The sequence below is a fragment of the Mesorhizobium comanense genome (assembly GCF_005503535.1).
GTDB lineage: Bacteria > Pseudomonadota > Alphaproteobacteria > Rhizobiales > Rhizobiaceae > Mesorhizobium > Mesorhizobium comanense.
Genome location: NZ_SCNN01000009.1, coordinates 124,046 through 142,830 on the forward strand (window position 1 = coordinate 124,046; position 18,785 = coordinate 142,830).

Below are 18,785 nucleotides of genomic sequence, written 5' to 3' on the forward strand. Positions count from 1 at the left end.
GGCGCCCTGGGAAACGGACCCTCCGGGATGGGAGGGATCAGTTCTGCGGAACGACGATTTCGGAACGGCGCGGACGCTGTCCGTCCTTGCCCGGAACCAGGACGACGATCACGCAGACCGCCTGGCCACCACGCGTCGACTGCGAGGCCTTGGCCAGCGTTCCACCATTCTGTTCAGCCACCTGTTGGCCGATCGCGTAGCAGTCGGACGCCGCCAGCACGATCGGACTGTCCTGGTCGGGCGCGATGACCGGCATCGCCATGGCCTGCGACGCAACCAGCCCGGCGACACAGAGCGCCAGGGTCGCGGTTCGGAAGTGGGAGCGAAGCGTTTTCATGGTCGGTGTTGTAACGCGTCGGTGCTGAACGTGAAATGAACGGTGATCGATGCGAAAACCATGTCCGCTAACCCCTGGAACCCGAGACGGCAGATCGTGATTTCGCCACCCCAATCGGCGAAACCTGTCGGGACCAGTCTAGACTCCGTTGCGGTCACATTGAAAGCGCTTCAGGCGTTTTCCCGCGTCAACGCGCGAAAGCGCAGCAGCCCATGATGCACGAGAAGTTCCTCGTCATAACGGGCCTCGGAGAATTCGAGCGACAGCCGGGTCTGGCCGCGTGGGCCTATCACCAGCACCGCGCCGGCAAGGCGCGCGTCGATGGCGTCCATGATGGCCCGCGTTTCGGCTTCGCCATTCGCCTTCGACCAGATGTGGAAGGTGATCAGCTGGTCGTCATTGTCCTCGGCGCCGGAATCCCAGTCGAAGCCGCTGGTCTGGCCGCAAGTCACGTAAGGGAATGCGGCATTGTCGGTCGCGCGCTCAAGCAAGCCGGCGCCACCCAGCAACGCCGACAGCGATGCATCGCTTTTCAGCCTGAGGAACAGAGCCTGCTGCAAATCACCGGCCGCGGTCATCGTTTCTCCCCGTTGCGCCACCGACCATCACTTGTCATAAGCTCGGGCGCGCTCTAGACGCCATATATAGCCATTTGTCGCCTGGACACGATGACGATTTGTCTCGGCGATCATGAATGCCGACCATCTCGAAAATACGACCTTGCCGGCGAGGCTGTCAGCAAGGTGTGTTCCCAGATTTCCGGAGCTGAGCATGCTCGATCCAGAAAAGACCCGGACCGCATCTCGTCTGCTGGTGGAGCATTGGGACAAGGGCACGCATCTCAGCGCCATACCGCAGGATTTGCGGCCAAAAACGCGCGCCGAAGGCTATGCCATCCAGTCGCATGTCATGGATCGTTCGCGGGCTCCGCTTTTCGGCTGGAAGATCGCCGCGACCAGCCTGGCCGGACAAAGACATATCAACGTCGACGGTCCGATGGCCGGGCGCCTGCTGGCCGAGAAGGCGGTCGAGGTCGGCGGCAGCGTTTCGCTGGCGACCAGCAAGATGCGCGTCGCCGAGATCGAATTCGCGTTCCGTTTCGGCCGCCAGCTCCCGCCGCGCCCTGCGCCCTATGAAATCGCCGAGGTGATGGCCGCCGTGGCAAGCTTGCACCCGGCAATCGAGGTACCGGACTCCCGCTACGACGATTTCTGCGCTGTCGGGGCAGCGCAGCTCATCGCCGACAATGCCTGCGCCAATCTCTTCGTCATCGGCGAGGCCGTGGAAGACGAATGGCGCGACGTGAACCTGGCGGAGCATCCGGTGACCGGTGTCGTTTCGGGAAAGTCGCGGCACAACGGCACGGGCGCGGCCGTGCTGGGCGACCCTCGTATAGCGCTGACATGGATCATCAATGAACTGTCCGGCCTCGGCATAGCGGCCGAGCCGGGCCAGGTGGTGATAACCGGCACCTGCGTGACGCCGATAGCGGTCAAGGCCGGCGACGAAGTCGTCGGTGATTTGGGCAGGTTTGGCCGTGTCTCGGTGCGGTTTGTCTAACCTCCCGCGCGCAGCCTGACCACGGCGCTGCGCACCGCCAGAACCAGCACGGTGATGATGATCAGGATGACCGAGAGGGCCGCGATCGCCGGGTCGATATTGTCGCGCAGCCCCATCCACATCAGGCGCGGCAGCGTGATGGCGTTGACCGAAGTGATGAACAGCGTGACGCCGATCTCCTCCCAGGACAATACAAAGGAGAGCAGCGCCGCGGTGACGATGCCGAACTTGATGTTCGGCATGATGACACGCGTTGCACGCTCCCACACGCTGGCGCCGAGGCCCCGCGCGGCAAGGTCGATGCGCCGGTCGAGCTGGCTGAGCGAGACCAGGATCAGCACGGTCGCAAAGGGCACCGTCATGACCGAATGCGCCATGGCGACGCCGAGCCAGGTGTCATAGCCGAAGAAGGAGCTGACGCCGGAGAGCGAGGTGAGCAGGAAATAGAGCGTCACCGCCGAAACCACGGGTGGCACCACCATCGGCAGCAGCACGAAACCCACGAGCATGGCGGTGAAACGGGGCTGGAACATCCACACACCGAGGCTGAAGCAGAGCGCCAGCATGGTCGAAATCGCGCTGGAGACGATGCCGATCCGGATCGAAAGCAGGATCGACTGCAGCCAGCGCGGATCCTCGACCAGCGACCGGTAGTGACGCAGGGACAGTTCGCCCGTCGGCATCGCCAGCATGCGGCTCGGCGTCAGCGATACCGGGATGACCGCGAGCAGCGGCATAAGCAGGAACAGCGCCACCAGCACGGCGAGAATGAGCGAAACGGGTCCGGGGCGATAGGTCGGCATCGCGCTACACCAGTTGCTTGGGTTTGACGTAGCGGAAAAGCAGCGCCATCAGCGCGCCGACGAACAACACCAGTACGACGCTGATCGCGGCTCCCAGCCCCCAGTCCGGGCTCTGGAAGATCCTGAGGTAGATCAGTTCGGCGATCATCACGGAGCGGCCGCCGCCGAGGATCGCCGGCGTGACGAAGAAACCGAGCGAAAAGACGAAGACGATCAGCGCCGAGCCGATGATGCCGGAGCGCGTCATCGGCACGAACACCGTCCAGAACGTGCGCATGCGGCTGGAGCCGAGACCGCGCGCCGCGAGCAGCACGCGCTCGTCCAGGCTGCGCATGGCCGACGCCAGCGGAAAGACCGCGAAAGGGATCAGGAAATGCGTCATGCCGATAACGACGCCAAGCTCGTTGCGCACCAGCGTCAGCGGCTCGGAAATAAATCCGATCGACTGCAGCCAGGTGTTGATCAGGCCGCGGTTCGACAGAAGCGCCACCCAGCCGAACGCCCGCGTCAGCACCGAAATCCAGAACGGAACAAGGATGCAGAACTCGGCGATGAGGCGCTGCGCCGGAGTGCCGCGAACCCAGACCACGGTGATGGCATAGGCGGCGGCGACGGAAACGACGGTGACGATCGCGGCAATGCGCAGCGTGCGGATGAACACCGACTGGACCAGGTCGTCGGTCAGCAATGCCTCGTACTGGCCGAGCCCCGGCGTGGGCAGGGTAAAGCTCCACTTCACCACGCCGAGAAACGGCCAGGCATAGGCCAAAACGAGAAACAGGAGCAGCGGCGCCATCAACAGCGCCGCGCCCATCCTGTCGGAGAGAACACCTCTCATGTCAGCTCAACACCGCCGCGGTCAGGCGGAGATGATCTTGGTGTATTCGTCCAGCGCCGCCCCGTAGTTCTTGGCGTACCAGTCCATGTCGAGCGGAATCTGCTTCGACATGTTGGCCGGATCGACGGGGTTGATGCGCTTCTTGTCGGCGGGGATGAGCGCATCGGCAGCCGGATTGGCCGGGCCTTGGCCGAGCTTGTCGAACATGACGAGCTGCTTTTCCGGATCCTGTGCGCTGGCGATGAACTTCATCGCCGCGTCCTTGCCGCCGGGATTGTTCTTGAGCACGGCGAGCGCGCCGGGCGAGATCAGGCCCTGATCCCAGATGAACTTGATCTTGCCGCCGGAATCCTGCTCGATGAGCGACGCGCGGGTCGACCAGACGATAGCCATCGAGGCTTCGCCGTTGAGCAGCACGCTCTGGCTTTCGGCGCCGCCGCCCCAGTAGGCGACGACGTTCTCCTTGAAGGCTGCGATCTTGTCATGCGCGCGCTTGAGGTCGAGCGGATAGAGCGAAGCCGGCGCGATGCCGTCGGCCAAAAGCGCCGCTTCCCAGCTCGACACGCCCCATTTGTAGAGCGAGCGCTTGCCGGGGAATTTCTTGACGTCGAAGAAATCCGCCATGCCGGTCGGGGCATTGCTGCCGTATTTCTCGGAATCGTAGGCGATGACATAGGAGAAGAAATAGGTCGAGGCGGCATAGTCCCAGCCGAAGCCCGGCCGCATCTTCTTCTTGTCGACGATATTGTAGTCAATCGGCTCGAGCATGCCCTGCGCGCCGAGCGTGATGGCCGAGAACGGATCGACGTCGACCAGGTCCCAGGTCGGCGCACCGCTCTTGAACTGGGCCGCGATCGCGCCTTCGGTCGGGCCGGAGCCATCCATCTTGACGGTAATGCCGGTGTCCTTGGTGAAGGCCTGGCCATAGGCGGCATCGTAGGCCGTGATGGCGTCGCCGCCCCAGTTGACCAACACAAGTTCCTTTGCTTCGGCGAAGGACTTGGTCGAGCGCAACAACATCGGCGTGCCGGCGAGCACGAAGGCGGCAAGCTGCGTGAATTGGCGACGCGAAATCTCGCCGCGCCTTGTCCTCGCGGACAGCGTTTCAATGGCCTGTTTCTTGGTGTCGTTCATGTCAGTTCCCCTTGTTTTCGTTGATTGAATCCGGAATCCGGTGCGGCGGATCAGGCCGCGCCAGCGTTCATTGTCCTCCGTCCGGCAGGAGGAAGCCTTTTTCGGCCGGCCAGGTCAGCCAGACGGAATTGCCTTTGCTCAGCGCCGCTGCGGCAACCTCGTTCGGCACCGAGACGGTTACCTTGGCGCCCTGGCGCGTCGTCAGGTCGAGCTTGGTCGCAGCACCCAGGTAGGTTGAGGCGATCGCCGTCGCGGCGATGCCGTTCTCGCCCACAGCCGCCTCACGCGCGATCGACATGTGTTCGGGCCGGATCGCCAGTATGGCGTCACCACGGACTTTCTCGGCCTTGCAGTGCATGTTGACCGCGCGGTCCTCGCAGAGGCCGGTCGCGCCATTGCCGGCAGGCTGGACCCCCTTCAACGGCAGCATGTTGATCTCGCCCAGGAACTCGGCGACGAAGCGGTTGTCCGGCCGGTCGTACACCTCGTCCGGCGCGCCGACCTGCAGCAGTTTGCCATGGTTGAAGATGGCGACACGCGACGACAACGCCAGCGCCTCGCTCTGGTCGTGGGTGACGAACACGAAAGTTGTGCCGGTTTCCTGGTGCAGCCGCTTCATCTCGGCCTGCATCTGGCCGCGCAGGCTCTTGTCCAGCGCCGAGAAAGGCTCATCGAGCAGGAGCACGCCCGGCTCGAACACCAGTGCGCGGGCGAGCGCCACGCGCTGCTGCTGTCCGCCGGAAAGCTGCGAGGGCAGTTTCTTCTCGTGGCCGACCAAACCGACGCGCTCGATCATTTCGCCAACACGGCGCTTGATGTCCGCCGCCGATTTCTTGCGGACCTTGAGCGGGAAAGCGACGTTCTGTTCGACGCTCATATGCGGAAACAGCGCATAGCCCTGGAACACCATGCCCGCAGCGCGCTGTTCGGCCGGGCGGTCCGTAATGTCGGTGCCGTCGCTGAAAAGCTTGCCCTCGGTCGGCTGCACGAAGCCGGCGAGGATCATCAGAAAGGTGGTCTTGCCCGAACCAGAGGGGCCGAGCAGCGTCAGGAATTCGCCGCGGCCGATGTCAAGCGTCAGGTTATCCAGCGCACGGAACGAGCCGAAGCTCTTACCGATCCCGATTGCCTTGATCTCTGCGGCCCGGCCGGGTTGCTGCATCCTGCCTCTTCCTCAGTCCACTGTGAAATCGTAGGCACGCCGACGGCTCACCGCAACCGAATAGTTTTCGCCTGATCGGCAAATTTGATTCACGGATGAGCAGTGCCGTGGATGCCCGGAGCGTCTGCTTGCGGTGATGTTTGGCACAATCATCGACGTTCGAGATTGGCGAAAGCAGCCATGCCGTCGTCATTCTAGGGCGGAGCAAGGAGCAAAGCGACGCGCGCAGACCCTAGAATCCATGCCGTTACTTTTGGGCGCAGCAACAGTGCGGAATTCCGTCAGCCCGCACCTTCGCGAACGTCGCGGCATGGATCCTCGGGTCAAGCCCGAGGATGACGACCGGAGACGTTGTTGGACAGCGCGTCCCCTGTCCTGCCGGACATCTCCCCAAGTGGGGAGATTAGCCAATCTCGACAGGCCTAAAGCCTGTTCTCCAGCAGCTTGGCCCTCAGCCAGTCGCTGAAAGCGTTGAGCACGGGGTGGCCGGCCTTGGCATGCTCGAAAACCAGGAAATAGGACCGGGGCGAAGGCACCGAGGCCTCGAACGGCTTGACCAGCCGGCCCTCGCTCAGCGCCCGGCGGCCCGTCAATTCGTCGCCCATCGCAATTCCCTGCCCCGCGACCGCGGCCGAGAAGACGAGATTCATGTCTGAAAAGAAGATGCCGCCTTCCGTATCGGGATTCTCCACCTTGGATAGCGCCAGCCAGCGAGCCCAGTCCTCGGTGTCGCCGAGATGGAGCAGATTGGCCCGCAGCACGTCGGCGGGTTTGGAAAAGCCACCGACCCTGTTGAGCAGCGTCGGACTGCAAAGCGGCGTGAACGAGACCTCGCAGAGCAGTTCCACCGCGCGGTTCGGCCAATTGCCGACGCCGAAGGCGATGAACGCGTCGGCTTCCGGGTTGCTGACGTCGTCAAGACGGCGAGGCGTCAGGATCGAGATCGCCACGTCCGGATACATCTGCTGGAATTCGCCGATATGGGTGCACAGGAACATCGAGGCGAAGCCCGGCGGGCAGGAGACGGCAAAGGAACCGCCAACGCCGGCGCCATTGTTTTGCGCCACCGCGTCGCCGAGCACGGTCAGCGCCTTCCTGACATCGGCCGCGTAACGCTGGCCGCGCGGCGTCAGCGCCACTCCCTTGCCGATGCGCTGCAACAGATCGAAGCCGAGATCCCGCTCCAGCAGGCGCAACTGATGGCTCACCGCGCTGCGGGTGAGGTGCAGTTCGTCGGCGGCGCGCCAGACGCTGCCATGCCTGGCGAAACTGTCGAGGGCGCGGAGCGCCTGTGTCGAAGGAATTCTCAAGAGGTGAACCGAATTTGCATGAACCGGGAAAACATATCACTTTTTGGCGAGCCGCTTCACTGCTTTCTTTGAAGCATGGACAAACCGGTGACGACCTCCGCGCAAGCGACCGCCCTTGCCTGCCTCGATGGCATCCAGCCCTCGCTGTCGCAATGGACCCGCACGATCTTCGATTTCGGCGAGACCGCCTGGCGCGAATACCAGTCGTCGGCATGGTATGTGGCGCGGCTGAAGCATGAGGGCTTTTCCGTCGAGGAAGGGTCGGCAGGCATGCCGACCGCATTCTGCGCCCACTGGACGAACGGTCCGGGACCGACCATCGGCATGTATGCGGAGTATGATGCGGTGCCCGGCAATTGCCAGGACGCGGCGACGGTGAAACGGCCGCGGCCCGGCCTTGGCGTGGAAGCCGGCGGCCACACCGACCCCCATTCAGGCCTCGGCATGGCAAGCCTTGGCGGCCTGCTCGCCGTCAAGGCCGCGATGCAGCGCCACGGCATTCAAGGCACGCTGCGTTTCACCGGCGAGCCGGCCGAAAAGGTGCGCGGATCAAAGCCCATCCATGCCGCCAAGGGCTACTATGACGGCCTCGCCGGCATGATCTCCTTCCACCCCTTCTACATGCTGCCGCTGTGCAACACGGCGCGCTGGGACACGCATTGCGGCGCCGCCTATTCGATGATCTACCGCTTCGTCTGCGACGAGCCGCAGAACTGGGCGCGCGCGGCGGGTGACGGCGCGCCGATCCCGCAGGCGCATTCGGCGGTCCGCGCGCCGGGCGCCAACGATGCGCTGATGACGATGTACGTCGCCTCCAAGGCGCTGCGCGATTCCATGCTGCCGCATCAGGGCGGCTGGTCGATCAGCGAGGCGATCCTGACCGCCGGCCAGGCCACCGCCGACAATCTGCCGGCCGGGCTCGCCGAAATCCAGTACATGATCCGCGTGCCGACAATCGGCATGGCCGAACAGGTTACTTCAGTTCTCGATCGCAATGCCGCGGCCGCCGCCGCGATCAGCGGCTGCCGCCACGAGCGGCATTGGGTGTCGAAGTCGCGGCCGGGCCTCCCCAATCATGCCATGGCGGAAATCGCCTACGCGGCCCTGTCGACCGTCGGGCCGCCACGCTGGGACGAGGCCGCCAGGGCGGTTGCACGAGAAGTTCAGGTCAATGCCGGCGGTGTCGCCACGGACAATCCCTTCATCGACGAGATGGAGCGGTTGATTGCGCCTGAGGAAGCAGAGGCCATTCTTCGCCGCGACCTGCCGCCCTCGCAGGTGAATTCGACCTCCGACGACTACACGGACATGAGCTGGCACACGCCCACCGCCCGTTTCTACGTTGCCCGCCCCGCCCTGCGCTCGGCCAATGGCCATCCCTACCCGGCCTGGGCGATGAATGCGCTCGGCGGCATTGCGGCCACGATCGATCCGATGGTCACCTGCGCGGCAAAGACGGTCGCGTTGGCGGCGCTGCGCCTGCTCGAGGACGACACCGCCCGGGATGCGGCGATGCATGAGTTCGTGACCCGCACCGGCGGCGGGATCGGCGGCTCGAACTGGATTGCGCCGCTTTGCGACTACGAGCCTCCCATCAACTTCCGCTGGCCCGAATATGTCACCACCGCGCGCGGCCGCGACTGGTGGATCCCGTCCGCCGGCACCCAATGAACCGATCGATGAACAACACGTCCACGAGGAGAACAGCATGACCGTTCATGACCGCATCGTCGCCGAGCCTTTCTCGTTGCAGCGCCGCAATCCGGCCGGCGGCACCAAACCGCTGACATCATGGGGTTTCGCCAACGAGACCGATGTCCTGACCGATGTGCTGCTCGGCTCGCCGAACTTTCTGCGCCATCTCTCGACCAGCTCGCTGTCGCGAAAGCACCTGCGCGAAGCGCCGTGCAACGTCCAGATCGCGCAGGCCCAGCACAAGGACCTGGTTGCGGCCTACGAGCATTTCGGCGTCAACATCCACTGGCACGAGCCGACGCCCGAACTGCCGATGCAGGTCTATTCCCGCGATTCCAGCGTGATGACGCCTTACGGCGCCTTCATCACCGCCATGGCCAACTGGTGGCGGCGCGGCGAGAACTACGCCGCCATCCGCACCTATGAGAAGCTTGGCATCCCGATCTACGACATGGTTACAGCGGGCACTTTCGAGGGCGGCGACTTCAATGTCATCGAGGAAGGCGTGGTGCTGATCGGCTGCGGCGGCGCCCGGACGCAGGAGGAAGGCGCCCGCCAGGTCCAGTCCTGGTTCGAGAAAGAGGGCTGGGAGACGCGGCTGGCCTTCATCGACGAGTATTACGTCCATATCGACCTGATGGTGGTGCCGATCGCCGAAAAGCTCACCGCCGTCTGCCTTGCCTGCACCGAACCCGGCATTGTCGACTGGCTGAAGGGCAAGGGCCACGAGATCATCGACGTCCCCTTCCAGGACACGATGGCGCTCGGCTGCAACTTCATGTCGCTCGGCAAGGATAGGGTGATCGCGCCGACCTCCTCCAAGACGCTGATCGAAAAGCTCAGGGCGCGCGGTTTCGAGGTCGCGGCCGTCGACATGAGCGAGATTTCCAAGACCGGCGGCGGCATCCATTGCATGGCGCAGGCCCTGAAGCGCGTAGCTGCCTGAAGGCACGGAGCGGCAACCCCTCACCCGCCGGATCGAGCCTCCGGCGGGTGAACGCTTGCCGGTTCGCCCGCTTTCCATGGACAAACCTTGCTGCTGTGTCCTCGCCGCCCTTGTGGGCGTGCGCGAAATGGACGAATAGTCGCGACAGGGCGCCGCCCTGAAATTGCCCGCTTGCGGTTTTCAGGTCGCGCCACAGCCGAGCCGGGTTTTTGAATGGTCAGCCCTGAACCGCGCAAGAGAAGAGGTCCGATCGCGTCACGCCTTCTGGCGCTGGACGCCTGGATCGATTCCTCGCTCTACGAGATTGGCTTCAAGGCGCGCCAATTCTGGGAAGCCGCGACGATCTTCTCGAGGCGCTTCCGCCTCAAGGGCTGGCGGCGTGGCATCATCGAAGTTCTCAGCGAGGGTTTTACCCTGGGCGCCGGCGGCATGGTTGTGATGCTGGCGCTGGCCATACCCGCCTTCCAGGACACGGCGGGCGACTGGCGCGCCCAGGGCGACTTCGCCGTCACCTTCCTCGACCGCTACGGCAACGAGATCGGCCAGCGCGGCATCATCCAGCGCGATTCCGTTCCGGTCGACGAAATGCCGGACCATGTCATCAAGGCGGTGCTTGCCACCGAGGACCGGCGCTTCTTCGACCATTACGGCATCGATGTGCTCGGCCTGTCCCGCGCGATCTTCGAGAACGTGCGGGCAAACTCGGTGGTCCAGGGCGGTTCCAGCATCACCCAGCAATTGGCCAAGAACCTGTTCCTGACCAATGAGCGGACATTCGAGCGCAAGATCAAGGAAGCCTTCCTGTCGCTGTGGCTCGAAGCCAATCTGTCGAAGAAGGAAATCCTGCAGCTCTATCTCGACCGCGCCTATATGGGCGGCGGCACGTTCGGCATCGAGGCGGCCGCCGATTTCTATTTCGGCAAGAGCGTCAAGGACCTGAACCTGGCAGAAGCGGCGATGCTGGCCGGCCTGTTCAAGGCGCCGACCAAATACGCGCCGCACATCAACCTGCCGGCGGCGCGCGCACGCGCCAACGTGGTGCTGTCCAACCTCGTCGATTCCGGCTTCATGACCGAAGGCCAGGTGCTGCAGGCGCGGCTCCATCCCGCCGACGTCGTCGACCGCGGCGAGCAGAAAAGCCCTGACTATTTCCTCGACTGGGCATTCGACGAGGTCAAGAAGATCGCCAAGCCCGGGCAGCATTCGCTGGTCGCCCACACCACCTTCGACGCCAACATCCAGAAGGCCGCCGAAGAATCCGTCGAATTCCACCTTCGCCAGTTCGGCAAGGAATACAACGTCACCGAAGGTGCGGTGGTCGTCATCGAGACCAACGGCGCGGTGCGGGCGATCGTTGGCGGCCGCGACTACGGCGCCAGCCAGTTCAATCGCGCCACCAAGGCGCTGCGCCAGACCGGCTCGTCGTTCAAGCCATATGTCTACGCCACGGCGATGGAGCATGGTTTCACGCCGAACTCGATCATTTCGGGCGGCCCGATCAGCTGGGGCAACTGGTCGCCGCACAATTACGGCGGCGAGTCGGCGGGCAACATCACGCTCTTGATGGCGATGGCCAAGTCGATCAACACCGTGCCGGTGCGGCTGGCCAAGGACTATCTCGGCATCGACCCAATCAAGGCAACGGCGGTGGCGTTTGGGGTGGAGTCCCCTCTCGAGGCGCACAAGACGATGGTGCTCGGCACCTCGGGCATGACCGTGATGGACCAGGCGACCGGATACAGCGTCTTTGCCCAGAACGGCTTCGTCGGCTCCCGCCACGGCATCACCCAGCTCGTCACCCGCACCGGCGACGTGGTCTATGACTGGAACAAGGATGCGACGCCGCCGCACCGCGTTCTTTCCGAGCAGGCGCTGAAGTCGATGAACACCATGCTGACGGCGGTGCCGGTGATGGGCACGGCGCGGCGGGCGCAGATCCCCAACATCGTCGTCGCTGGCAAGACCGGCACGACGCAATCCTACCGTGATGCCTGGTTCGTCGGCTTCACCGGCAACTACACGGCCGCCGTTTGGCTTGGCAATGACGATTTCACCCCGACCAAGAACATGACCGGCGGTTCGCTGCCGGCGATGGTCTGGCAGCGCCTGATGGTCTATGCGCACCAGAACATTGACCTGAAGCCGATCCCCGGCATCGACAAGCCGTTCGTCGACGACCAGATCGCCGCCAAAGCCGCGGAAGCGCAGAAAAAGAGCGACGAGCAGGCGGCGGCCGACGCTGCCGCGCAACGTCCGCCGGTGCTGTCCAGCCGGACCACGCAGACGCTGAGGGACATGACCCAGGCGTTCCAGGCGGCGCCAAAGCTCAATACGCCTGCCGCGCCCGAAACACTTTCCGCGCTGTGACTTCAGCAGGTTTCCCTTCTCCCCCGTCAAAGAAGGGAAAGTAGCGCCGAACCACAGCGCTTACCCCCCAAATCCATCACCCCCGCTTGCCACATGACCCCGCGCCGCGATATCCCCGAGCGGTAATCCTCATCCACCCGGCCCTTCATGCTCAAGAATGCCTTCCTGATGCTGCTTTCGCTTGCCATAGCCATTGGCGGCGGCGGCGCCAGCGTCTGGTATGCGCTGAGGATCCAGGACGGCGTCGGCGCGATCAGGATCGGCCAGTGGACAGCCTTTCCCGACATCGGCACGCCGGCCGCCGACCCCTACTCCAAGGCGCGTGTGGCGCGCGAAGGCGTGCTCGCGCTCGGCCGGGCCGAAGGCCTGTCCTTCGTCGCCGAGAATGACTCCGCCGGCGACCAGCTCAAACGGGAATGCACCTACAGGATCGAGGGCGGATTTCCGACCGCCCGATTCTGGACGCTCTACGCCGCGGATCAATCGCTTGGTGTCGTCGACACCGGCAAGGCCCGGCTCGCCGCGTTGCAGTCCTACGAGGTGCTGCGCCAGCCCGACAATTCGGTTGTCATTTCGGTCGGCCATCATCCCATGCAAGGCAACTGGCTGCTGACCGACGGTTCGGGCCGGATGTATTTCGTCCTGACCTTCTACGACACGCCCATTGCCAGCAGCACCGGCCTTTCGGATGTTTCGCTGCCCAGGATCGTGAAGGCGGCCTGCAATGCGTAACGTCCTGGCAGGGCTTCGCAGGCTTTTCCATGCCGTCCTGCTCGGCCTTGTCGGAGCCGGCATCGTGCATATCGTGGTGCTGCTTATGGTGCCCGAGTTTTCGGAACGCGATGCCTGGTCGCGCCTTTCCATGGCCTCGGATCTATACCGGATGAACCGGCTCGATGCCGAAGCCGGCGGCGCACCGGTGGTGAAATCGGTCGATCCGTTGTTTTATGCCACCGCGTGCCGCTTCGATCTTCAGGAGGGCATGGTCCGGATCAAGGCGCCGGGAAATGTCCCCTTCTGGTCTGCGTCGGTCTATGACCGCAACGGCCACAATGTCTATTCCTTCAACGACCATACGGCAACCGGCGGCAAGCTGGATGCGGTCGTGCTGACGCCGGCGCAGATGATCGATGTGCGCAAGGACTTGCCTGAAGACCTGCAAGGAGCGGTGTTCGTCGAAGCACCGATCGACGAGGGCATCTTCGTCATCCGCAGCTTCGTGCCGGACGACAGCTGGAAACCTATCGTGTCACGCTTCCTCGACCAGAGTTCCTGCGAGTTGCAGGATTTCTAGAGCAATTCCCGACGGATCAAGGTCAGCTAGTGATGCGGCACCGGCGTCCGCGGCGGCTTGTCGGGCCCGGCGGGCCGCGCTTCCACCGAACCGGACCGCTCATAGCGGATGCCGGGAAAGATGATCACCGCCGCCGGTATTTCGGCGGTTTGCTTTACTCGATTGGTCGGTGCCGTACGCGGCACGAAAGACAGTACCATGCCCATGGTTCGCGCATTCCTCTCGGTTTCCCCGGAGCACAACGCAACGCCTCCAAATGTCATTAAGGCCGGCAGAGGGTTAACGGAGCGCTAACGGATCGTCGCTAACTTGATCTTTGTCTCGGGCTCTGGGTGTTCTGCTCGAGGCGGTCGCCGGGCCGGCGCGATCCGGTCGAGCGTGGTCAAGCGTGTGTCTGTCATCGGGCGTATCCTTCGTGTCATCTTCGGACTTCAGGCAAATCGCGATACGAAGTGAATCGGGCAAAGCCGAAAGGCTGTTCCGCGCCGCTGTCTCGGCGTTCTGCTCGCTGACACGTCCGTCACGCCGCGAGATCGGCCAGCTCGAAGACCTGACGCTGCCTCTGTTCGACGAGGTGTCGGTCGAATCCCGGCGCTATGTGGCCGCCGCCCTGTCGGAATGCGAGTATGCCCCAGCGGCACTGGTGCGCCGCCTGTGTGAGGAACCGGTCGACATCGCCGCGCCGCTGCTGATCCGCTCGCGCGCCGTCAGTGACATCGATCTGATCGCGCTCATCGGCCGGCACGGGTTGCCGCATGCGCGCGCCATCGCGCGCCGCAAGGACCTCAACCCGACCATCGCCGACCTGATCAGGGTGCTGGAAAAGCCGACGCTGGTGCGCGTGCGCGATCCGCAGGCGCAACCCCCGGCGGCACAAGCCGTCACGGTCGTGGATGCCGAGCCGGCCAAGGACAGCGCGGCAACGCCGCAGACGCCCGGCGCCGCCGCCGAGAATGCGCGGCGCAGGCTGCGCTCGATGATGCGCACCGGCGACGAGGCCCTGGCGGCAAAGGTCGACGCGTTTCCCGGCTCCGATAGCTATGTCAAGCTGCGCGAGACGGCGCTGACGGGAAACGCCGCGTTCTTCCAGACAGCGCTCGCGGACGCCCTCGACATTGATTTCTCGACGGCCCGATCGCTGACCGCCAACCAGAACTATGCGCCGCTGCTCGCTGCCCTGCGCTCACTCGACTTCAGCGAAGACCGCGCCTTCCTGATCACGGTTGCCGTCTATCCCAGCCTGTTCCCGCACCCGCAGGCGATCCGTGCCTATCTCGACCGCTACCGCCTGCTGCATCGCGACGTTGCTCTGGACAGGGTGCGGGAATGGAAAGCCGAGGCCGTGTCCAGGGCGATCCGGGAAACCTCGCCGGCAAACAGCGACCGCCGCATGGCCTCGAACAGCGACGAGGCGGCAGCGCCGAACCTCAAGGCGTCTTTACGGAAATAAGCTCCTCGAGGGGGACATTCCCGGCCTCGATCTCCACCACCCAGATATCAGGGTCGAATTTCTTCTCGCGCTCCAGCCTGGCATCCAGCACGCCGGCATCGTCGCCGGCGGCAAGCAGGCTGAAGAAACGGTCGTCGGGCTTGGCTGAATCGTAGCTTGTCTGCGGCGCCGGTCCGTAGAGGGCGACGTCACCCAGCCTGCCCCGCGCCAGCACGAAAACAGCACCGGCCTCGGTCGCGCCACGGTTGACCACGGCGGCAAATCCGCCGGCGCTGAAAACCCTGCGTACCAGGGCAGAGACCCACAGATCCGATGTGACGCGCATGAGACAGCTCCGAACGCGGCTATCTAGCGATATTTCCGCTGCTCCGCGAGCCGTCATTTCCCGGTCAGTTGGTCAGGCCGATCTCTCGCATCTTGACGTAGACGATTTCGTCGGGCTCGCCGGTCTGCGGCAGGCCGAACAGCGACTGGAATTCCTTTATCGCCGCCTTGGTGCGGGCGCCGACGACACCGTCGAGCCGCATGTCGTCATTGCCGAAAGCCTTGAGCCCGGCCTGAATCTTGACGATGCGGGGGTCCGGGCCCTGGGCCGGTGCGGCATTCGCCTGCCCCGAAACTGCCTGTCCTGAGCCCGCCTGCCCCGAACCCGTCTGCAAAGACACAGGAACAGCGGCCGGCGTATCGGGGCGCGGCTGCGGTTTCGGCACCGCACCGGTCTTGGGCGTCGCGCCCAACTGGTCCAGCAGCAGCGCGTCGATCTCGCCCGAAGCGTTGAGGCCGACCTTCTGCTGGTAGGCCTGTATGGCCTTGCGCGTGTTGGGGCCGGAAATGCCATCGACCGTGCCGGAGTAGAAGTCGAGGTCCTTCAGGATACCTTGCACCTGCTCGACCACCGGATCGCCCTTGATGGGGGCAGGCGCCGCATTCGGCCGCACGATGTTGATCGTCGTCTCCGGCTCTTCGCCGGCAGCTTGCGGCAAGCCCTGGAAGTGGCGGGTGGCGAAGAACGCCCCGGTATGCGGGAAAGGCTGGTACCACAGCGCATTCGCCGAGACGTAGAACAGGGTGACGAGGAACGCTGTCGACCCGCCCACCAGCACGGGGTTGCGCGAGATCATGCCGCCGACCGCGACGGCGCCGTCCTGGAGCACGGTGCTTCGACGCTTGACGGGCGCCTTAGGCTGTTTTGCGGAGCGAGCCATTTCTGTCCCCTTTCGCCCTCGTCGCCGGCATCGTCAGCACTCCGGCCTGGTTGGCGGGACGTCCCTTCGGCCCGCCGACCGGGAGGCCGATGGTCACCGTTGTGCCCTCGCCCGGCATGCTTTCGATCGACATGGTGCCTTCGTGCAGCGCGACGAGCCCCTTCACCAGCGACAAACCGAGGCCGGTTCCCTCGAAACGGCGCGTATAGTCGTTCTGGATCTGCATGAAGGGCTTGCCGAGATTGGCGAAATCCTCCTCGGCGATGCCGATGCCGGTATCGCGGACCCAGAAGTGCAGGCGCGAGCCGATCCGCTTGGCGCCGACGACCACGTCGCCGCCGTCGGGCGTGAACTTGATGGCATTGGAGACCAGGTTGATGAGTATCTGCTGCACCGCGCGGCGATCGGCATTGATGTCACCGGCGTCGGGCGCAATCTGCGTCTCAAGGTTGATGTTCTTGGCCTGCGCCTGCAGGCGCATCATCGACTGGCACATCTCGACGGCGTCCATGAAGCGGAACGGCTCGGGCTCGGCCGTGTAGGCGCCCGATTCGATCCTCGAGACATCGAGTATGGAGGTGACGACGGCCAGCAGATGCTGGCCCGAATCCCGCACCAGTTCCACATATTCCTTCTGCCGCGGATCCCTGAAGGCGCCGAACATCTCGTGCAGCAGCATGTCGGAGAAGCCTATAATGGCGTTCAACGGCGTGCGCAGTTCGTGGCTGACCACGGCCAGGAACCGTCCCTTGGCCACTTCGGCGGCGGCGGCCGCCTCATTGGCTTGCGCAAGGTCATCGCGCAGCCCGGCGGTCTCGTCGTTTTCGCGCAGGACAAGCGTGAAGATGTCGCTCTGCTTTTCCCCGCGCGCCAGTTCGAGCGCGAACGGGCGATAATTGTCGGCCACAAGACCATTACCGCTCTGGGGCAGCCTGATGCGCAGTTCGAGATGGCGCGACACGGCGCCGTCACGCATATCCGCCAGGGCGCTGAGATAGGAGACCCGGTCGGACAGGTGGACACGATCGAAGAGGCCGGTTCCCGAAAGCAGTTCAGGCGGCAATTTCAACAGCGTGCGTGCCTTGGCGGACGCATCGAGGACCTCGCCGTGGCGGGCAATGCGCAAGACCACCGCGTCGATTACATCCTCCAGCCGATCGGCGGCATCCATCGTATCGGCCGCCGTGTCGGTGTCGCGAAACGCCGATATGCGCGGGATAAGCGTCAGTGCCCAGGCCAGCGGCACCAGCCAGTGCCAGGCGGCGATCTGCGCGCCCGCGATCGGCAGGAAGGCTGGGATCAGGGGCTGGAGAGCGACGGCGACAATGGCCGAAACAGCCCCCCACAGTGCCGCGCGCCGCGAGGCGCCGATCCACCAGGCTTCGAATGGCAGCGCCACGACGAGCATGGCCACAGGCGAGCTCAACCCGCCGGCGGCGGCGATAAGGCCGCCCAGGGCAGCAGCGGCCAGCGTCAGCGCGATCGGCGCAGCGGTGACCATCTTGCCCGTCGCGGCAGCCAGCAGGGCGATGAACCAGCATAGCCCGAAGGCGGCGAAGATGGCGGCCATGGTGACCGCTGCCCCCATGCCTGACGTGACCAGGGTGACGGCGGCACCGGCGGCAAAGAGCGGAGCGGTCAGCATGACGCCGATGAAACGGCGCTGGCGATCGCGCTCGCCTTGCTCGACGATGGAGGGATGGACCATACGTTCGCAACCGGCGGCAATCGCGCCGGGCAATTCAGCGTATCTGGCCTCGATAGGCATCAACTCAACGCACTCGCACTCGTCGTGAACAGCTCTGCTTTTGCAGATTGTCTTGGTTGCTCTGAAAGTCGCATCCAGCGTTTAAGGAATGGATAAGGCAGGGGCAGACCAAAGCCCGGCCCGTGGCAAATATCGGGACGGCGGCGACCGAAAACCCGGGCAAATGCCGCCATAGTAAACGGAGGGTTATCCGGGAACCCCCGTCGGCGGCGGGCCAGTGGCGGGAACGGAACTCCTCGGATTCGAGAAAGGTACAATGAAATCAGCAGGATATATGGTTATCAAGAGGTAACGAAAATCGTCCCGATATGACACAAATGCGCGGCAAAACGCTTCGTTTCGAACTTGCCTAAAATTTGAGGAAAATTTTCGTATAACTCGCAAGCCGTCCTTTGCGCCTGTGTGCCAACATCCTGCCCATAAAAGAGGTCATGCCATGTGATGCATGATCCGGTCACGACGAGAGGCGAGCATGTTCTTCCTGATCAGAATGGCGTTCTGGTTTTCGCTGGTGCTGCTGGCACTGCCTCTGAGCGTCGGTTCCGACGAGCCGGGCCAGGACAGCGTCGGGCCGATCCAGGCGTTCTTCGCGGCGCGCGATGCGGTGGGAGACCTCGCCGGCATTTGCGAACGCAAGCCCGATGTCTGTGAGACCGGCAAGTCGGCGATGCACACCATTACGGCTCGCGCCAAGGAAACAGCCAAGATCGCGGCAGCAATGCTGGATGACAAATCCGCCGGTCCCGATACTTCGACGACCACCGGCAGTGTGCCAGCAGAGATCGTCCTGCCCGAAACGGTAAACCTGCCGATAAGGAATTAAGCCGTCCCGACGGCACACCGCGGGCCGTCTGCCCTCTCGACGCCCGCGGTGTTCTTGTTTTTTCCGTGACGCGGCGCCGCCGCGCCACTATAT

Annotated in this window: 19 protein-coding genes; 8 read left to right on the forward strand and 11 right to left on the reverse strand. The window is 64.1% G+C overall.

Going from position 1 to position 18,785, the window contains the following annotated elements; translation table 11 throughout:
• Window positions 1-37: 37 nt before the first annotated feature.
• On the reverse strand, window positions 38-337 hold the full coding sequence (locus FFS37_RS17270) for a hypothetical protein (protein WP_137932158.1): 300 nt from the start codon (window positions 335-337) through the stop codon (window positions 38-40).
• A gap of 170 nt (window positions 338-507) precedes the next feature.
• Window positions 508-915, reverse strand: coding sequence for a DUF3168 domain-containing protein (locus FFS37_RS17275; RefSeq protein WP_137932159.1), 408 nt, complete (start codon window positions 913-915; stop codon window positions 508-510).
• 193 nt (window positions 916-1,108) lie between these two features.
• On the opposite strand from FFS37_RS17275, the gene FFS37_RS17280 reads away from it, so the two are divergent.
• Window positions 1,109-1,897, forward strand: coding sequence for a 2-keto-4-pentenoate hydratase (locus FFS37_RS17280; protein ID WP_137932160.1), 789 nt, complete (start codon window positions 1,109-1,111; stop codon window positions 1,895-1,897).
• Here the strand turns inward: FFS37_RS17280 and FFS37_RS17285 are convergent.
• The 5 genes from FFS37_RS17285 to FFS37_RS17305 form a co-directional block, all read right to left on the reverse strand.
• A complete protein-coding gene (locus tag FFS37_RS17285) occupies window positions 1,894-2,700 on the reverse strand; it encodes an ABC transporter permease (RefSeq protein ID WP_137932161.1) in 807 nt (268 codons plus the stop codon). The genes FFS37_RS17280 and FFS37_RS17285 overlap by 4 nt on opposite strands.
• 4 nt (window positions 2,701-2,704) lie before the next feature.
• A complete protein-coding gene (locus FFS37_RS17290; protein ID WP_137932162.1) occupies window positions 2,705-3,538 on the reverse strand; it encodes an ABC transporter permease in 834 nt (277 codons plus the stop codon).
• A 21-nt stretch (window positions 3,539-3,559) separates the two neighbouring features.
• A complete protein-coding gene (locus FFS37_RS17295; RefSeq protein ID WP_137932163.1) occupies window positions 3,560-4,672 on the reverse strand; it encodes an ABC transporter substrate-binding protein in 1,113 nt (370 codons plus the stop codon).
• 67 nt (window positions 4,673-4,739) lie between these two features.
• Entirely contained in the window at window positions 4,740-5,834 is a 1,095-nt protein-coding gene (locus FFS37_RS17300) for an ABC transporter ATP-binding protein (protein ID WP_137932164.1), read from the reverse strand.
• A 422-nt stretch (window positions 5,835-6,256) separates the two neighbouring features.
• Entirely contained in the window at window positions 6,257-7,144 is an 888-nt protein-coding gene (locus tag FFS37_RS17305) for a LysR substrate-binding domain-containing protein (RefSeq protein ID WP_137932165.1), read from the reverse strand.
• 75 nt (window positions 7,145-7,219) lie between these two features.
• Here FFS37_RS17305 and FFS37_RS17310 point away from each other — a divergent pair, with 75 nt between their 5' ends.
• From FFS37_RS17310 to FFS37_RS17330, 5 genes are all read left to right on the forward strand, one after another.
• On the forward strand, window positions 7,220-8,815 hold the full coding sequence (locus FFS37_RS17310) for a zinc-binding metallopeptidase family protein (RefSeq protein ID WP_171026309.1): 1,596 nt from the start codon (window positions 7,220-7,222) through the stop codon (window positions 8,813-8,815).
• Between the two features lie 37 nt (window positions 8,816-8,852).
• Window positions 8,853-9,785, forward strand: a complete 933-nt coding sequence (locus FFS37_RS17315) for a dimethylarginine dimethylaminohydrolase family protein (RefSeq protein WP_137932167.1) — start codon at window positions 8,853-8,855, stop codon at window positions 9,783-9,785.
• Window positions 9,786-9,998: 213 nt separating this feature from the next.
• Entirely contained in the window at window positions 9,999-12,152 is a 2,154-nt protein-coding gene (locus tag FFS37_RS17320) for a transglycosylase domain-containing protein (protein ID WP_137932168.1), read from the forward strand.
• Between the two features lie 147 nt (window positions 12,153-12,299).
• Window positions 12,300-12,884: a DUF1214 domain-containing protein gene (locus tag FFS37_RS17325; protein ID WP_137932169.1), complete on the forward strand. Its 585-nt coding sequence runs from the start codon at window positions 12,300-12,302 to the stop codon at window positions 12,882-12,884.
• The gene (locus tag FFS37_RS17330) at window positions 12,877-13,446 is read left to right on the forward strand and encodes a DUF1254 domain-containing protein (RefSeq protein ID WP_137932170.1); all 570 of its coding nucleotides are present in this window, start codon (window positions 12,877-12,879) and stop codon (window positions 13,444-13,446) included. The genes FFS37_RS17325 and FFS37_RS17330 overlap by 8 nt, the downstream gene beginning before the upstream one ends.
• A gap of 26 nt (window positions 13,447-13,472) precedes the next feature.
• On the opposite strand, the gene FFS37_RS17335 is transcribed toward FFS37_RS17330, so the two are convergent.
• Window positions 13,473-13,652, reverse strand: coding sequence for a hypothetical protein (locus FFS37_RS17335; protein ID WP_137932171.1), 180 nt, complete (start codon window positions 13,650-13,652; stop codon window positions 13,473-13,475).
• 209 nt (window positions 13,653-13,861) lie between these two features.
• Here FFS37_RS17335 and FFS37_RS17340 point away from each other — a divergent pair, with 209 nt between their 5' ends.
• Window positions 13,862-14,896 carry a hypothetical protein gene (locus FFS37_RS17340; RefSeq protein ID WP_137932172.1) on the forward strand — a complete coding sequence of 345 codons (1,035 nt, stop codon included), beginning with the start codon at window positions 13,862-13,864 and terminating at the stop codon, window positions 14,894-14,896.
• Here FFS37_RS17340 and FFS37_RS17345 read toward each other — a convergent pair.
• The 3 genes from FFS37_RS17345 to FFS37_RS17355 form a co-directional block, all read right to left on the reverse strand.
• Window positions 14,874-15,221: a DUF1491 family protein gene (locus FFS37_RS17345; protein ID WP_137932173.1), complete on the reverse strand. Its 348-nt coding sequence runs from the start codon at window positions 15,219-15,221 to the stop codon at window positions 14,874-14,876. The genes FFS37_RS17340 and FFS37_RS17345 overlap by 23 nt on opposite strands.
• 64 nt (window positions 15,222-15,285) lie before the next feature.
• On the reverse strand, window positions 15,286-16,101 hold the full coding sequence (locus FFS37_RS17350) for a peptidoglycan-binding domain-containing protein (RefSeq protein WP_137932174.1): 816 nt from the start codon (window positions 16,099-16,101) through the stop codon (window positions 15,286-15,288).
• Window positions 16,076-17,809 (reverse strand): ATP-binding protein, encoded by a 1,734-nt coding sequence (locus FFS37_RS17355; RefSeq protein WP_137932175.1) that lies wholly within the window; start codon window positions 17,807-17,809, stop codon window positions 16,076-16,078. The genes FFS37_RS17350 and FFS37_RS17355 overlap by 26 nt, the downstream gene beginning before the upstream one ends.
• A 532-nt stretch (window positions 17,810-18,341) precedes the next feature.
• On the opposite strand from FFS37_RS17355, the gene FFS37_RS17360 reads away from it, so the two are divergent.
• Entirely contained in the window at window positions 18,342-18,692 is a 351-nt protein-coding gene (locus FFS37_RS17360) for a DUF5330 domain-containing protein (RefSeq protein WP_137932176.1), read from the forward strand.
• Window positions 18,693-18,785 lie beyond the last annotated feature (93 nt).

Coding starts and splice junctions, on each gene's coding strand:
- FFS37_RS17270 (WP_137932158.1), bottom strand. CDS start 337: ATGAAAACGCTTCGCTCCCACTTCCGAACCGCGACCCTGGCGCTCTGT.
- FFS37_RS17275 (WP_137932159.1), bottom strand. CDS start 915: ATGACCGCGGCCGGTGATTTGCAGCAGGCTCTGTTCCTCAGGCTGAAA.
- FFS37_RS17280 (WP_137932160.1), top strand. CDS start 1,109: ATGCTCGATCCAGAAAAGACCCGGACCGCATCTCGTCTGCTGGTGGAG.
- FFS37_RS17285 (WP_137932161.1), bottom strand. CDS start 2,700: ATGCCGACCTATCGCCCCGGACCCGTTTCGCTCATTCTCGCCGTGCTG.
- FFS37_RS17290 (WP_137932162.1), bottom strand. CDS start 3,538: ATGAGAGGTGTTCTCTCCGACAGGATGGGCGCGGCGCTGTTGATGGCG.
- FFS37_RS17295 (WP_137932163.1), bottom strand. CDS start 4,672: ATGAACGACACCAAGAAACAGGCCATTGAAACGCTGTCCGCGAGGACA.
- FFS37_RS17300 (WP_137932164.1), bottom strand. CDS start 5,834: ATGCAGCAACCCGGCCGGGCCGCAGAGATCAAGGCAATCGGGATCGGT.
- FFS37_RS17310 (WP_171026309.1), top strand. CDS start 7,220: ATGGACAAACCGGTGACGACCTCCGCGCAAGCGACCGCCCTTGCCTGC.
- FFS37_RS17315 (WP_137932167.1), top strand. CDS start 8,853: ATGACCGTTCATGACCGCATCGTCGCCGAGCCTTTCTCGTTGCAGCGC.
- FFS37_RS17320 (WP_137932168.1), top strand. CDS start 9,999: ATGGTCAGCCCTGAACCGCGCAAGAGAAGAGGTCCGATCGCGTCACGC.
- FFS37_RS17325 (WP_137932169.1), top strand. CDS start 12,300: ATGCTCAAGAATGCCTTCCTGATGCTGCTTTCGCTTGCCATAGCCATT.
- FFS37_RS17330 (WP_137932170.1), top strand. CDS start 12,877: ATGCGTAACGTCCTGGCAGGGCTTCGCAGGCTTTTCCATGCCGTCCTG.
- FFS37_RS17335 (WP_137932171.1), bottom strand. CDS start 13,652: ATGGGCATGGTACTGTCTTTCGTGCCGCGTACGGCACCGACCAATCGA.
- FFS37_RS17345 (WP_137932173.1), bottom strand. CDS start 15,221: ATGCGCGTCACATCGGATCTGTGGGTCTCTGCCCTGGTACGCAGGGTT.
- FFS37_RS17350 (WP_137932174.1), bottom strand. CDS start 16,101: ATGGCTCGCTCCGCAAAACAGCCTAAGGCGCCCGTCAAGCGTCGAAGC.
- FFS37_RS17355 (WP_137932175.1), bottom strand. CDS start 17,809: ATGGTCCATCCCTCCATCGTCGAGCAAGGCGAGCGCGATCGCCAGCGC.
- FFS37_RS17360 (WP_137932176.1), top strand. CDS start 18,342: ATGTTCTTCCTGATCAGAATGGCGTTCTGGTTTTCGCTGGTGCTGCTG.